The following is a 15,356-nucleotide window of genomic DNA, read 5'->3' as shown; positions in this document are numbered from 1 at the left end:
AAAAAGACTTATGGAGAACCAATTATGTAGGCGCTTCTTGAGTCCCCCTCAGCTCGGACTTCGTTTGACTCTTGAGCGGTTTCAATCGCCGAGTTTTTTCTGCTGGGATTTAGACGCGTTCGTGGAAAGTCCGTTTAATCACATCTAATTGCTGTTCGCGGGTAAGTTTGATGAAATTAACCGCATAACCGGAGACGCGAATTGTTAGCTGGGGATAGTTTTCTGGATGTTCCATCGCATCTAGTAATGTTTGCCGATCGAGGGCGTTAACATTGATGTGATGGCCGCCATCGTGGAAGTAACCGTCTATAAGACTAACTAGGTTGTTAGTCCGATCGCTCTCCATTCTGCCCAAGGCTTGCGGTAGAATCGAAAAAGTATTCGATATGCCATCTTGACAATCACTGTAAGGCAGTTTGGCTACAGAAGATAAGGATGCGATCGCCCCACAGGAATCTCGGCCGTGCATCGGGTTAGCACCGGGAGCAAAGGGTTCGCCGGCTTTACGTCCGTCGGGAGTGCTACCAGTTTTTTTGCCGTAAACTACGTTAGAGGTAATTGTGAGTACCGATTGAGTCGCTACAGCGCCGCGGTAGGTTTTGTGCTGGCGAATTTCGTTCATGAAGCTTTGCACAAGTTCGATGGCTATACTGTCTACGCGATCGTCATTATTGCCATATTTGGGATATTCTCCTTCGATCGAGTAATCCACTGCCAAACCTTGCTCGTTGCGAAGCACCTTAACTTTAGCGTTTTTAATCGCCGACAGGGAGTCCGCCACCACCGACAATCCGGCAATTCCGCAGGCCATTGTCCGGTAAACATCGCGATCGTGCAGTGCCATTTCCAGGCGTTCGTAGCAGTATTTGTCGTGCATATAGTGAATGACATTCAACGTATTGATATACGTTTTTGCCAACCACGCCATCATGTCGCGGAACCTGGCTCTTACCTCGTCATAATCGAGATATTCGGTAGTAATCGGTGGGAACTGCGGCGCGATTTGGTCGCCGGACTTCTCATCTTTACCGCCGTTAATCGCATAGAGCAAAGTCTTAGCTAAGTTAACTCGCGCGCCGAAAAACTGCATTTGCTTGCCAATTCGCATGGCGGAAACACAACAGGCGATCGCGTAATCATCGCCGTATTGAGGACGCATCAAATCGTCGTTTTCGTACTGAATAGAACTTGTGTCGCTGGATACCTTCGCACAGAATTCTTTGAAGTTTTCCGGCAAGTTTTCCGACCACAAAACGGTGAGATTTGGTTCGGGTGCAGTACCGAGGTTTGACAGGGTGTGCAAGAATCGGAAACTGTTACGAGTTACCAATGTTCTACCGTCATCGCTGATACCGCCGATCGCCTCTGTTACCCAAGTTGGATCGCCAGAAAACAGAGCGTTATAGTCGGGAGTTCGCAAAAACCGCACCATGCGGAGTTTCATTACAAAATGGTCGATCAGTTCTTGCAATTCCACTTCGGAACTCGCGCCACTTTGTAAATCGCGCTCGAAATAAATGTCTAAAAACGTCGATACGCGGCCGAGAGACATCGCTGCCCCGTTTTGTTCTTTCACTGCTCCCAAGTAGCCAAAATACAGCCACTGGACAGCTTCTCGTGCATTTGCTGCCGGACGGCTAATATCAAAGCCGTAGCTAGCAGCCATTTCTTTTAACTCAAACAATGCCCGAATTTGCTCGGATAACTCTTCGCGCAAGCGAATTGTTCCCTCGTCCATCGCGTCTAGTTCGAGTGATTCTTGCTGTGTTTTTTTATCCTCAATTAGGCGATCGACGCCGTACAAAGCAACGCGCCGATAGTCACCAATTATCCGCCCGCGTCCGTAGGCATCTGGCAAACCTGTGATGATACCCGAACGTCTCGCCAGACGCATCGAGCGCGTGTAAGCATCGAATACACCATCGTTATGAGTTTTGCGATATTTCGTAAATATTTCTTCAGTTTGCGGGTCGAGCTGATAGCCGTAAGCTTCTAAACCGGCCTTGACAACGCGAATCCCGCCCAAGGGCATAATCGCGCGTTTCAAAGGTCGATCTGTTTGCAAACCTACTATTTGTTCTAAGTCGCGATCGATGTATCCTGCTGCATGAGCCGTGATCGATGTGGGAACTTTTGTATCAACATCCAATACACCTTTTTCGCGCTCTTGCTTCATTAATTCCAGAACTTTTTGCCAAAGTTGCTGGGTTTTTTCGGTTGGTGCTGTGAGAAATTCTGCATTCCCTTCGTAGGGGGTGTAATTCTTTTGGATGAAGTCTCTGACGTTGACTTCGTTTGTCCAGTTGCCTTCAGTAAAGCCGTGCCATTCTGCAAACATAGCTTGCTTTCACCTCAATTTTTTATTAGCGATCGATCTTTTTTGCTTCGACCACTATATCTAGTATATATTTAATTTCAATATTTTAAATACCCGGTTCGCTATTTGTTACAAAAGTTGACTTGCTAATTTGGTGGGAAGAATTAAGATAGATAGTAGGCAGAACCTCCTCGTGAATTGTTGAGGAAGCTCTGACCAAAGGGGTTCCCGAACTAACACTTAGACAACCCAAATGTTGTTTAAGGGCGGGCGTGTCGGAAACGGGCAATGAGATTTTTTTTTTCAGGAACCGCAAACACCCGAAGAAGATGAAGAAAAAGCAGAAAAAAAGCAGAAAAAGAGTTCGGATTTGATTCGGTGATAGTTATCGAAAGCAGAGCAATATTAATTGCTGATTAATTGAAGTAGGGTACTATGCAGATAAATTCAATGAATCAAAGCACTGCGAGCGATCGGGCTCACGATATTTGGAAAGAACAGCGTCATCCGCTCGATCGGATTTTTCGGCCTCGCTCCGTGGCTGTAATCGGCGCAACAGAGAGAGAAGGAAGCGTTGGACGAACTCTCCTGTGGAACTTGATTCGGAATCCGTTTGGCGGCACAGTTTTTCCAGTGAATCCGCAGCGCCACAGCGTCTTGGGGCTCAAGTCTTATCCTGACATTGCTAGCGTCCCGGAAGTAGTGGATCTGGCGGTGATTGCTACGCCGGCTGCTGGGGTGCCGCAAGTGATCCGCGAATGTATCGCTGCTGGGGTGAAAGGAGCAATTATTGTTTCTGCAGGCTTTAAAGAGATTGGTGCGGCTGGGGAGGCTTTAGAACAGCAAGTTCTCGCCCAAGCGCGTCTGGGCGGAATGCGGATTATCGGCCCAAATTGCCTCGGTGTGATGAATCCTGTGGTTGGGCTCAATGCTACTTTTGCAGGTACGATCGCCCGTCCGGGTAATGTCGCTTTCATCAGTCAAAGCGGCGCCCTCTGTACTTCGATTCTCGACTGGAGTTTGGGGGAAAATGTCGGTTTTAGCGCCTTTGTATCGATCGGCTCTATGCTCGATGTCGGTTGGGGCGATCTGATCGAGTATTTCGGGGACGATCCCCATACTCACAGTATCGTTTTGTACATGGAATCTATGGGTGATGCTCGTTCGTTCCTGTCCGCCGCCCGCCCAGTGGCGATCGACAAACCGATCATCATTCTCAAGGTAGGACGTACCGCCGCCGCCGCCCAAGCCGCCGCTTCCCATACGGGAGCTTTGACGGGTAGCGATGACGTGCTTAACGCTGCTTTCCGCCGCTGTGGCGCGTTGCGCGTACATACGATTTCCGATTTGTTCGACATGGCAGAAATTCTGGCCAAGCAACCGCGACCGCAGGGCAACCGCCTATCGATCGTCACCAATGCCGGAGGCCCAGGGGCGATCGCCACTGATGCCTTAATTAGCGACGGCGGTGCCCTGGCAGATTTGGCACCGGAGACGCTGCAGCGACTTGATGAGTTTTTGCCACCTCAGTGGAGTCATCACAACCCGATCGATATTTTGGGCGATGCTAGTAGCGATCTTTACGCCAAAACTTTAGAAGTTGTCGCTCCCGATCCCAATAGTGACGGATTGCTGGTCATCCTGACGCCACAAGCGATGACAAATCCCACCCAAACCGCAGAAAAACTTAAGTCTTACAGCAAACTCGGAAAGCCCTTATTAGCAAGCTGGATGGGCGGTGTGGAAGTGTCAGCGGGAACGCAAATTCTCAATCAGGCAAATATTCCGACTTTCCCTTATCCCGATACCGCCGTCAGGTTATTCAACTATATGTGGCGGTACACATACAACCTGCGCGCTATCTACGAAACGCCATCTCTCCCCGCTGATTGCGAACTCGATACTTCCGGGTGTGCTACTGCTGCGAAGATTTTGACTGCCGCCCGTCAAAACAATCGCACTCTATTAACCGAGTACGAATCAAAACAGTTGCTAGCAGCTTACGGGATTCCCACCGTAGCGACAGAAATTGCAGCGAGTGCGGCCGAAGCTGTGGAAATTGCCGAGATCCTCGGTTATCCAGTGGTGCTAAAACTCCATTCTGAGACGATTACTCACAAAACCGATGTGGGGGGCGTCCAACTAAATTTAGGCGATGCTAAGGCTGTAATTAGTGCCTTTGAGGCGATCGCCCAGCGGGTACGGGCGATCGATCCTGCAGCGTTTCTTGGCGTAACCGTGCAGGCGATGGTGCATTTGGAAGGCTATGAACTAATTTTGGGTAGCAGTATTGACCCACAATTTGGGCCGGTGATGCTGTTTGGTTCCGGCGGACAATTAGTGGAAGTCTTTCAAGATCGATCGCTCGCACTTCCGCCTTTAAATACCACCTTAGCGCGGCGGATGATGGAGCAAACTCGCATCTATAAAGCTTTGCAAGGAGTGCGCGGCAGATCGGCAATTGACCTGGTACAACTCGAACAGTTATTAGTTCGTTTCAGTCAACTGATTGTAGAGCAACCTCAAATTGCCGAGATTGATATTAATCCGCTGTTGGTTTCTCCTGAAGGTGCGATCGCTCTTGATGCCCGTGTTGTTCTGCAAACAACGGAAAACCCCATTTCAACGGCGATTCGCCCCTATCCTACGCAATACGTTCAAAAATGGTCAACGGAGGGCGATCGTCCCATCACCATCCGTCCGATTCGCCCAGAAGATGAGCCGCTGATGGTGCTCTTCCACAAAGAACTTTCCGAAGAGAGCGTGTATTTGCGCTACGCTCACATGGTAAAGTTAAAGCACCGCATTGCTCACGAACGTTTGACCCGGATTTGTTTTATTGACTACGATCGCGAAATGGTGTTAGTAGCCGATCGTCCAGACCCGGAAACCTCAGCACACCGGATTTTGGGAATAGCGCGTCTGAGCAAACTCCACGGCACAAACCAAGCCGAATTTGCCCTCATCGTTAGCGATAGCTATCAGCAGCGCGGTTTGGGAACAGAATTATTGAGGCGGATGTTGCAAATTGGTCAGGAAGAGAAATTAGAGGCGATCGTTGGCTACATTCTTAATAGCAACTACAAGATGCAGAGCCTCTGTAAAAAACTAGGATTTGAACTCCACCCAGACCGAGACGAAGGAATGTTGAAAGCTGTTTTTGTCTGCTAAGCTGTGGAGCATTTAAACCACTAACGAGGCTTGTATGGTGCGTCAGGAGTGAACACTTACGCGCTTATGCGGGAAACACTTCTGTACGCTGGGCACCCTACAATCGTCTTTTAAATGCCGAACAGCTTAGGAATGAGAATTAAATAACTTCCACTCTTGAAAGTGGGATGGGCCTAAGAGCCCGTCCAAAAAGGACGGGCTCTTAGGCCCATCCCACAATAACAATTAAAATTGTAAGTTATTTAATTCGCGATCCTTAATAGCAAGTGTGGTTAAACTGATATCTTGCACCATTCTCAATTAGCCCTAGGGGCGGGTTCGCCAACAGCCTTAAAGCTTGCAAATAGGTTCTATAAACCCGCCCGACCCCACGAAAAATCCTCTTATTGATATTGCTGCAAGATGTCAGGTTAAATAATTCTCATTCATCACCACTAAAGTCCTCACTACAAACCGATAAAGTTTGTAGTGAGGACTTTAGTCCTCAAACTAAGATGCTACTAAGCCGCAGCCAAATTTGCTGCTGCAAACTCCCAGTTAGCCAAATTATCCAAGAAATTAGTAATGTAGTCGGGACGGCGGTTTTGGAAATCCAAATAATAAGCGTGTTCCCACACATCCAAAGTCAGCAACGGAGTTTGGCCGTGTGCTACCGGGGTGTCAGCGTTAGCAGTTTTGGTAACTTTCAAAGTGCCGTTGTCCAAAACCAGCCAAGCCCAGCCGCTACCGAACTGAGTTGTCGCAGCAGTCTTGAATTCTTCTTTGAATTTGTCGAAGCTGCCGAAGTCGGCGTTGATTTTCTCAGCTAAAGCTCCTGTCGGAGTGCCACCGCCGCCCGGTGCGAGGGAATTCCAGAAAAAATTGTGGTTCCAAACTTGACCTGCATTGTTGAAAATGCCGGCTTTGGATGGGTCTTTAGCAGATTCCTTGACAATTTCTTCAAGGGATTTGCTCGCCATTTCAGTTCCTTCAATCAGTTTATTCAGATTGGTCACGTAAGCAGCGTGGTGCTTGTCGTGGTGGAACGAAAAAGTGTTGGCCGACATATGAGCTGGCTCTAGGGCGTCAGCGGCGAAGGGTAACGGTGCAAGTTCAAATGCCATTGTGTTCAATCCTCTCTGGATTACTTTTGGTTTTTGGGCTAACTTTCCGGCTTTTGTATGATTAAAGCCGAGAGTCCCTAGCTTGAGTTTATCAAGCTGTGGTAAATAATTCTTTACAATTTTCATATTTTATAGCAGTTGGGGCATTTCAGCATTCAGACTTGTATTTTTTAGATATCAAAGCTACTTATTGCAGCATTCACATAGCATAAACTATCACTAAATGTCAAGCCACCTGGGTGGCAAATAAAAGTGTGTGTGAAATTGTCAACCAATCGAAATTTTATGAGACTGATAAAGAGATTAAACCTGTAAATTGCCATAGATTAACCTAAGTTCAATTAAGCTGTAAGAAAGCCAAACAAGTTGCAGCATATGTCAATGGAAAAGCGTTTAAACAACTCGTCGAGTAACCCCCCTCAATGGTTGAATTTGCAATTAATCGTCACCGGTCTGGAAACAGTCCAAGACTTAATTGTAATTTCCCTATGTATTGGTTTGTTTTGTTTCATGGTGCTAGAACTGCGAGAAATGTTCTTCTCGCTGCTACCTCCTTTGAATTTCCAGGAAGTCACGGCAGATATTTTATTTCTATTAGTTTTAGTGGAATTATTTCGGCTGCTAATTATTTACTTGCAAGAAAAAAGAGTTTCGATCGGCGTAGCTGTGGAAGTTTGTATTGTATCAGTTTTGCGAGAAGTGATAGTGCGGGGAGTGCTGGAAACTCCCTCGGTTCAAATATTATCAACAGGCGCATTTTTGCTGGTTTTGGCAGTGTTGTTGGTAGTCCGAGTTTGGTTGCCGCCAACCTTCGAGGGAATTGACCCGGAACGTCGCATGGCTAGCAGAAAGAAAAATTTTTCAGACAATGAATCTTCTGTCGCATCTGTTGCAGTCAATAGCAAGTTTAATTCTCATTGAATATGTCATGACAGGCGATTTTAGATTTTAGATTTTAGATTTAGTCTTTTATCGCTTGTCACGTTACAGCTATCATTTCGCGTAAAACTGAGATTTTGCACCATTGTCAAGAACGGGCTCTGGGGCCCGTTCCACAAAGAGTAGATTTTCTTGTGGGGAGTAGGGGTTGGGCAGGAGAATCCACCCAAAAAAGAATTATTGAGAATGGTGCAAGATGTGAGTTCAAATCAACCTGATAACGTTGGCAGTGAAGACTACATTCCTCTGTATTTTCAGAGGAATGTAGTCTTCACTACCAAGACAAGGTTCATCAGTCATTCCCAATTATTCAAATCTAAAATCTCAAATCTAAAATCTAAAATGGTATTACCCGTTAGCCTGCAATTCCTGCAAGCGGGCAAACACTTCTTTAGAGTGAATCGCCGGATTAATCTTCACAAAAGTTTCCCGCAAAATACCTTCAGGGTCAATAATAAAACTGTGTCGCGCGGAGATAAAACTCATCCAAGAACCGTAAGCTTTACTCACTTTACCGTCGGTATCAGCTAACAGTGGAAACTTCAAACCTTCCGAATCGCAAAATTCCGCGTGCGAGTTGACATCATCAGCGCTAATACCGATAATTTGAGTATTTTTTGCCAAGTATTTCGGCAAGTCTTCCTGAAATCGACGCGCTTCGATCGTACATCCCGAAGTAAAGTCTTTCGGATAAAAATAGACTACCAGCCACTTACCGCGATAATCGGACAGGGACACTTGTCCGTCGCCGCTGTTTGTCGGCAAACTAAAATCCGGGGCTGGTTGATTCACCGCCGGAAGCTTGCCACCTAGGGCAAATGCAGGTGTGGCAAAATTGAAACTTAGAAAAACTAGACAAATTGCCAATAAAGTGGTAAAAAACTTGCGACGGGGCATCATAAATTTAGAAGTAGAACTGTACTTAACACAAGTTTACAGTTTTCTGATTAAATGGGTAGGGGCAATTCGCGGATTGCTTCTAAAACCCAACGATCACTCACTCAAATAGCAATTTACCCATGAGCGCTGCACTCCCGTTAACAGGCAAAGCTATAGTAGTCCAGATAATTAACGGTCAACCCGTTACGATCGAAGTAGACGGCACTAATGCCCCGATTACTGGGGGAAATTTTGTTGACTTAGTTGAACGAGGCATTTACGACGGGGTGATGTTTCACCGAGTTGTGCGCCAGCCAGAGCCTTTTGTAGTGCAAGGAGGCGATCCGCGCAGCAGAGATAGGACAATTCCAGCGAGTCAATTGGGAACGGGTAGTTTTATTGACCCTGATACCAATCAGGCGCGTTTTATTCCTTTGGAAATTACGCCGCAAGGGGCCGCGCAACCTGTTTACAGCCAAGTTGTAACCCAGACGCCGCAGTTGCAGCATAATCGAGGGGCTGTGGCAATGGCTCGTTCTAATGCTTTGGATTCGGCTTCTTCGCAGTTTTATTTTGCTTTGGATGATTTGCCATTTTTGGATGGTAATTATGCTGTTTTTGGTAACGTTATTCAAGGTTTTGAAACGGTGAATGCGGTGCAGCAGGGCGATCGCATTTCAACTGCAAAAGTCGTTCAAGGAATCGTTCCCAGTCGGGTTTCTAGCATAGTTAGCGATGTTAATGCGCTCAACGCTTTAATCAATAGTACCAATTTCGTAAATCTATCTTTGGGAGCGCTCAGATTGCCAAACACCCCCAACAACTATCAAGTCACTTCCCAAGACTCTCAGCAAAATCCCAGCGGTGTACTGGGAGGTAGTGCAAACGATCGCATCATCGGTTCACCGACTGATGATGCAATTAACGGCAGCCAAGGCAACGATACTATCACGGGCGAAGCGGGTGACGACTTTCTTAGAGGCGGCAAAGGTAACGACTCCATTAGCGGAGGTGTTGGCGACGATATTATCAACGGAAATCTCGGCGACGATATTATCAATGCCGATGCTGGTAACGACTTTTTGCGAGGCGGCAGAGGAAACGATGTTTTAATCGGTGGCGATGGTAACGATTTTTTGATTGGCGATACTGGCAGCGATACTCTCACTGGTGGTGGCGGTACTGATACGTTTGTTCTGGTTACGGGTGAAAATCTGGAGTTGGATGGGGCGAGCGATATAATTCTTGATTTTAGGCCTGGAGAGGGCGATCGTATTGGCTTAACCAGCCCTTTATCCAACACCTCATTCACCCAATCAGGCAGCAACACACTCATTCAATTTGGAGGAGTGACTTTGGCTGTGGTTCAAAATGCCGCCCCTGCAGCAGTTCAAAATGCTGCTTTTGCAATTAACTTTTCTACTGCTTTCCTTGTCGATAACTTGCCCCCCGGAGACGCCGCCTTGAGAGTTGGCTAACTTTAACAAGACTCACGCCCTAATTATAGGTGTAGGGTGCTCTTCGGTGCACCTTACCTGATTATCAATTCCCAATTTCCAAATTCAACTAATACCATAGCTGACTAATTTTAGAAACCGCATCTTGATAAGAATCCATTCTCCCCTGCTGCTTAAAAAGCCCTGCTGCCTTCTGGAAATCCTCAAATGCTCCATGAACCTCTCTCAATTTATATCTAATCACTCCTCGGTTAAAGTAAGCTTTAGCAAAATCGTTATTGAGGCGAATTGCTGACTCAAAATCAGCTAGTGCTGCTAGGGAATTCTCCATTTGCAGGCGGATAGCACCTCGGTCAAAGTAAGATTGAGCTAGATTAGGGTTGAGCAGGAGTGCCGAGTTGTAATCTGCGATCGCCGCAGTATAATGTTTTAAACGAGTCAGCATAAACCCCCGATTGCTGTAATACTTGGCTCGGTAAGGATTGAGTTCGATGGCTGTAGTTAAATCTTCGATCGCCGATTGCTTATAGCCTAATTTGTAGCGGGCCACACCGCGATCGTTGTAAGCTGACGCGAATTGCGGATTAATGTTAATTGTGGCAGTAAAATTTTTAATAGCGCCGTCCAAGTTTTGTTGTTCGAGATTTCTTAAACCCTGAGTGTAAAACTTTTTGGTACTAACTTTTAAATTTGCCTCTTGTCGGGATTCAGCTTGCTCCCCCGAAAATACCCCGGAAATATTAGTGAATCCCAAAGATTCGATCGAATTGAAAATAGTTGTGACAACTAATTGGCTTGGGAGAAGGGGGATAGTAGGCATGGGAGAAGTGGTGTTCAACTGTATGCTGTCATTTTCCTCCATACTTCAGCTACTGACAGTGATATCCGTAGTGTCAGGAACGTGATAACTTTGATGAGATTTGGTGATGCTGGGGCATTGACTTGTGTGATGAAAGTTGGGCTTAGTTAGTGATGCCGATCGCACTTCAGAACAAATGCGTCTAGAACCCTTTAAATATAAGGTTTTCCGCCTAGATTGGCGGTTTCTTTCTTCCCATATTGAGCAGTTCCTACCGGGATTATTGGCAGGTATGCCCCTGGGAGAGCGATCGCAACTGTCGGCAGCAAGTATTACTTTGTAGCGATATTCGATCGGGATTTGTCCATCGGACACGGCCATCTTAAACCCGGTTTTTACTCACGCCCCGAGCACCATTCTCGCTTAACAGGCCCGACGGCCTGTTCCACAAATTACTAATATTTTTGAGTAATATTGCTGAGGAAAGTTGCCGATTATTTGCTATGCTTTGATTAGACATCAATAATTTATGGCACAAATTAGTGTCAATGAAAAAAGTTATGAGGTTGAAAATTTTCTTCGCTGCATTGTTGGCGATCGTCCTGTTCACTCTCTACTTAACTCCTCCTGTGATGGCAGCGAATGGGGAGGATTTGAGTCACCTATTAAAGGATAATTGGTGCGTCAGTTTTTTGTGGAAGCAATGCGATTTGAGCGCTGTCGATTTGCGGGGCGCTAATCTCCAAGAAGCCAATTTGAGCGGCGCTAATTTGTCCGGCGCTAATTTGTCCGGTGCTAACTTAAAAAATGCGGATCTTTCTGGCGCAGACCTCACCGGCGCTAATTTAGCAAATGCTGATATTCTAGGCACGGATCTCAGTCGAGCCAATTTGACAGAAGCTAATTTCAACGGTACCAAGTTGTGGGATGCTAATCTGACTTTGGCAAATCTGAGCCGCGCCAATTTACAAGATGCTAATGTCTTAGATTCTCGACTTTGGGGAAGCAATCTTACCCAAGCTAACTTAACGGATGCGACGCTGCACGGTGCTGACTTGCAATATGCTAATTTGGCAGACACTAATTTAACAGGTGCTGACTTGCACAGCTTCTTTTTCCGAGGTTCCAAACAAGTCACAAATTTGAGCAATGCTAATTTAGAAGGCGCTATTTTAACGGGAGCAAATCTCAGAGGTGCGGTGCTGGCTGGGGCAATAATGCCGGACGGGTCTATTAATGAAGAAAGTGGCTTTAATTTACAGTAGAGTAAAATTAAAGTCTGCTTGAATAATTTCAACAACAGGCTTTCGGGCTGATTTCGCATTATCGGGTGTAGCTGCGCCCATTGCCAACAGCTTGTTGAGGATGCTGTCAATCGATTTTAGATTTTAGATTTTAGATTTTAGATTGAAGCCTTGACTTGCGCGAGATAAATACGTTCGGCAAGTTTCATCGGATACAGGTTTTTATTTCTCCCTCCTGAGTCTCCGAAGGAATGAATCACGTGGCGGGTATCCTGGATGCTTGCGGTCAAGATATCAATTTAAACCAGGGTGCGATCGACCTTTTAACTCCCAACCAGTAAATCTCGCTAAAATCTTAAATCTCAAACCGAACCTGCGCGCATCTGTTACAATTTTCAACAAAGCCAGAACAGCCCCGAACCTGAAGTCGCCTGCCTAGGGATACCAGCCCCCGACAGGAGTCGTGAATAACAAAAATATTAGATATTTAGTTTAAACTCCCAAATTCATCTGTAGAGTCTCTCTAAAATCTAAAATCGATGGGCTGTGGACTCAATCTAAAATTTAAAATCTAAAATCTAAAATCTAAAATCTAGAATCGACTGATGGAAACCCTGCAAACTCAACTTTACGAACTCGCACAATTTGCTAATAATTTAGTAAATACGCAACTGACAAACCTCAGTTTAGTCAGCGTCGGAGTCATCTTTCTGGCAGGGTTGCTAACGAGCTTAACGCCCTGTATGCTTTCAATGTTGCCGATCACGATCGGCTACATCGGTGGATACGAAGCAAAAAGTCGCCTGCAAGCAGCAGTCCAGTCTGCGTGGTTTTCCCTGGGATTGGCCACTACCCTTGCGGGTTTAGGCATTGTAGCATCATTTGCCGGACAAGTTTACGGCAAAATTGGCCTGGGTTTACCGATTCTTGTCAGCATTATTGCTATTCTAATGGGGCTGAATTTACTCGAAGCTTTACCCTTACAAATGCCGTCTTTCGACGCTGTGGGGTGGGTGCCGAAAGATTTGCCGGCGGGTGTGCGATCGTACTTATTGGGCTTAACTTTTGGTTTAGTAGCCTCTCCCTGCAGCACGCCGGTTTTAGCTACACTCTTAGCTTGGGTTTCCAAAACGGGAGATACAGTTTTAGGTGGTGTGTTACTGCTGTTTTACGCTGCTGGCTACGTCGCTCCGCTAATCATAGCAGGCACTTTCACTGCTAGCATAAAAAAGCTGTTAGAATTACGTCGGTGGTCGAGTTGGATTACGCCTGTTAGCGGCGTTTTGCTAGTAGGATTTGGCGTTTTCTCTCTGCTTTCCCGCATCCTTCCCGCGTAACTTTCGTTCTCAGGAATTCAGTCCTTATTGAGAGATATAGCAATCACTATGGAATGCGTGAATTAAGTTTTTTTTAACGAACCGCGAAGACGCGTTAGGCGAAGCCGCGCGTAAGCGCTAGAACACGAAGGAAGAAAGAAAGAAAAGAGAAAGAATTCAAAATTGATTGAGACTTTTTCAATAAACATAATAATATTTTGTTCATCTTTTTTTTCCCTCCTTTCTCTTCCTTCTCCCTTCTTCCATCCGTTACATCTCGTACAGTGCTGGTTGCCGAACTTGCTGACATCCGTTACATCCCGTACATTGCTCGTTGCCGAACTTCCTCCATAATTACCAATGACATCAAAAGAAGTATTTCTATCAAAACTCTCAAGCTGGGCGACTGCCCCTCAAAAGTTTTTCAAGCGAGAAATCTTGCCGGTGCTCGCAGATTTGCGGCTGGCCATTATCTTGCTGCTGACGATCGCATTTTTCAGCATTTCCGGCACTGTCATCGAACAAGGCCAATCAGTACCCTTTTACCAATCTAACTATCCAGAACACCCTGCTTTGTTCGGCTTCCTAACTTGGAAAGTTGTGCTAATTGCAGGACTTGACCACGTATACCGCACTTGGTGGTTTTTGTCAATCCTAATTTTGTTTGGCAGCAGCTTAACAGCTTGTACATTTACCCGACAATTTCCCGCACTAAAAGCCGCCCGCCGCTGGAAATTTTATGAAGAACCAAAGCAGTTTGAAAAATTAGCTCTCAGTGCGGAATTAGAAACAGTTGCTTTAACTTCGTTAGAACCACTTTTGCAGCAAAAAAACTACCGCATATTTCGAGAAGGCGAAAAAGTTTATGCCCGCAAGGGAATAATTGGCAAAGTCGGCCCGATTATTGTTCACGCCAGTATGCTAATTATTTTAACTGGGTCGATATGGGGCGCAATGACGGGATTTCTCGGTCAAGAAATGGTTGCCAGCGGCGAAACATTTCAGGTGCAGAATATCTTGGATGCGGGGCCTTGGGCGGGGCCGCAAATACCGAAGGATTGGTCGATGCGAGTTAATCGGTTCTGGATTGATTATAGTCCGAGCGGTGCGATCGACCAATTTTACTCTGATCTGTCAGTTTTGGACAAAACAGGCCAAGAGGTCGATCGTAAAACCATTCACGTTAACGAGCCCCTCAGATATCGGGGAGTCACATTTTATCAAGCAGATTGGGCAATAGCCGCCGTGCGAGTTCGCCTCAACAAAAGCCCGGTTTTACAATTGCCAATGGCTCAGCTAGACACCCAAGGTAAAGGCCGAATTTGGGGTGCTTGGATTCCCACAAAACCAGATTTGAGTGCGGGAGTTTCTCTGCTAGCAAAAGACTTGCAAGGAACGATGTTAGTGTACGGTACGGATGGCAAATTGTTAACTACAGTTCGCGCCGGCACGGCGGTGGAAGTTAACGGAGTCATGCTGACAATTGACGAAGTTGTAGGCAGTACGGGATTGCAAATTAAAGCCGATCCTGGTATTCCGATCGTTTATACTGGCTTCGGGTTGCTAATGCTTAGTGTGCTGATGAGCTATCTGTCTCACTCGCAGATTTGGGCTTTGGAAAAGGACGGCAAACTATACGTCGGCGGGCGCACAAATCGCGCTCAGGTGACTTTTGAAAGAGAAGTTGTGGAGATTTTGGACAAGTTGGCAGAATCGAAACAAGAGGAAGAAAAGAGCGAAATAGCGCCGACTTCTCTAGCTAGTCAAAATTAATTTTATGGTGGGCATTGCCCACCATTGATGTCAACAACCAGGTAAAAGGTAGTATCAGTCTTCTGTCTGAGTCACAATCCCCTCGATCTCTCTTAGCCCCCCTTAAAAAGGGGGAAGAGCATTCAAAGTCACGCCCTACTCCCTTTTTAAGGGGATTTAGGGAGATAGAGACTCGACTACAAGCGACCTTCATTATGGGTTTGAGCCTGGTTGGTGACACGAATGCAATAGATTTTATATCGGAAAATAAGTGAATTTACGTAAATTATGGTACTGCTAATCAGGTAATTTTTAATAAAAGTCAGTGACTATACAATTGTAAATCTTCACAACAAGAGATATCATCTACCCATAGTTA

11 protein-coding genes are annotated in these 15,356 nt (G+C 46.0%); 7 read left to right on the top strand and 4 right to left on the bottom strand.

Features of this window, described 5'->3' with window-relative positions; translation table 11 throughout:
* Positions 1-109 precede the first annotated feature (109 nt).
* Complete coding sequence (gene pflB / locus QT973_RS04645; RefSeq protein WP_333052440.1) at positions 110-2,338, bottom strand: formate C-acetyltransferase; 2,229 nt, start codon at positions 2,336-2,338, stop codon at positions 110-112.
* A gap of 429 nt (positions 2,339-2,767) precedes the next feature.
* Between pflB and QT973_RS04640 the strand changes: the two genes are divergently transcribed.
* Entirely contained in the window at positions 2,768-5,488 is a 2,721-nt protein-coding gene (locus tag QT973_RS04640; RefSeq protein WP_333052437.1) for a bifunctional acetate--CoA ligase family protein/GNAT family N-acetyltransferase, read from the top strand.
* Positions 5,489-5,988: 500 nt separating this feature from the next.
* Here QT973_RS04640 and QT973_RS04635 read toward each other — a convergent pair whose 3' ends face one another.
* Positions 5,989-6,591 (bottom strand): superoxide dismutase, encoded by a 603-nt coding sequence (locus tag QT973_RS04635; RefSeq protein WP_333052685.1) that lies wholly within the window; start codon positions 6,589-6,591, stop codon positions 5,989-5,991.
* A gap of 381 nt (positions 6,592-6,972) precedes the next feature.
* Here QT973_RS04635 and QT973_RS04630 point away from each other — a divergent pair, with 381 nt between their 5' ends.
* Positions 6,973-7,512, top strand: coding sequence for a phosphate-starvation-inducible PsiE family protein (locus QT973_RS04630; protein ID WP_333052434.1), 540 nt, complete (start codon positions 6,973-6,975; stop codon positions 7,510-7,512).
* A gap of 366 nt (positions 7,513-7,878) precedes the next feature.
* Here the strand turns inward: QT973_RS04630 and QT973_RS04625 are convergent, their stop codons facing one another.
* A complete protein-coding gene (locus tag QT973_RS04625) occupies positions 7,879-8,430 on the bottom strand; it encodes a peroxiredoxin (protein WP_333052432.1) in 552 nt (183 codons plus the stop codon).
* Between the two features lie 119 nt (positions 8,431-8,549).
* Here QT973_RS04625 and QT973_RS04620 point away from each other — a divergent pair, with 119 nt between their 5' ends.
* The gene (locus QT973_RS04620) at positions 8,550-9,887 is read left to right on the top strand and encodes a peptidylprolyl isomerase (RefSeq protein WP_333208425.1); all 1,338 of its coding nucleotides are present in this window, start codon (positions 8,550-8,552) and stop codon (positions 9,885-9,887) included.
* A gap of 88 nt (positions 9,888-9,975) precedes the next feature.
* Here the strand turns inward: QT973_RS04620 and QT973_RS04615 are convergent, their stop codons facing one another.
* Positions 9,976-10,728 carry a tetratricopeptide repeat protein gene (locus QT973_RS04615; RefSeq protein WP_333390732.1) on the bottom strand — a complete coding sequence of 251 codons (753 nt, stop codon included), beginning with the start codon at positions 10,726-10,728 and terminating at the stop codon, positions 9,976-9,978.
* A 94-nt stretch (positions 10,729-10,822) separates the two neighbouring features.
* On the opposite strand from QT973_RS04615, the gene QT973_RS04610 reads away from it, so the two are divergent.
* The 4 genes from QT973_RS04610 (at position 10,823) to QT973_RS04595 (ending at position 14,998) form a co-directional block, all read left to right on the top strand.
* On the top strand, positions 10,823-11,008 hold the full coding sequence (locus QT973_RS04610; RefSeq protein WP_333052424.1) for a hypothetical protein: 186 nt from the start codon (positions 10,823-10,825) through the stop codon (positions 11,006-11,008).
* Positions 11,009-11,213: 205 nt separating this feature from the next.
* On the top strand, positions 11,214-11,930 hold the full coding sequence (locus QT973_RS04605) for a pentapeptide repeat-containing protein (RefSeq protein WP_333052421.1): 717 nt from the start codon (positions 11,214-11,216) through the stop codon (positions 11,928-11,930).
* 584 nt (positions 11,931-12,514) lie between these two features.
* On the top strand, positions 12,515-13,246 hold the full coding sequence (locus QT973_RS04600) for a cytochrome c biogenesis protein CcdA (protein ID WP_445305685.1): 732 nt from the start codon (positions 12,515-12,517) through the stop codon (positions 13,244-13,246).
* Between the two features lie 339 nt (positions 13,247-13,585).
* Positions 13,586-14,998, top strand: a complete 1,413-nt coding sequence (locus QT973_RS04595) for a cytochrome c biogenesis protein (RefSeq protein WP_333234314.1) — start codon at positions 13,586-13,588, stop codon at positions 14,996-14,998.
* The last annotated feature ends 358 nt before the right edge of the window (positions 14,999-15,356 follow it).

It is taken from the genome of Microcoleus sp. Z1_A1, assembly GCF_036700305.1.
Lineage (GTDB): Bacteria > Cyanobacteriota > Cyanobacteriia > Cyanobacteriales > Microcoleaceae > Microcoleus.
The sequence above is the reverse complement of the archived record's forward strand: the minus strand, read 5'-3'. Positions and strand labels throughout refer to the sequence as shown.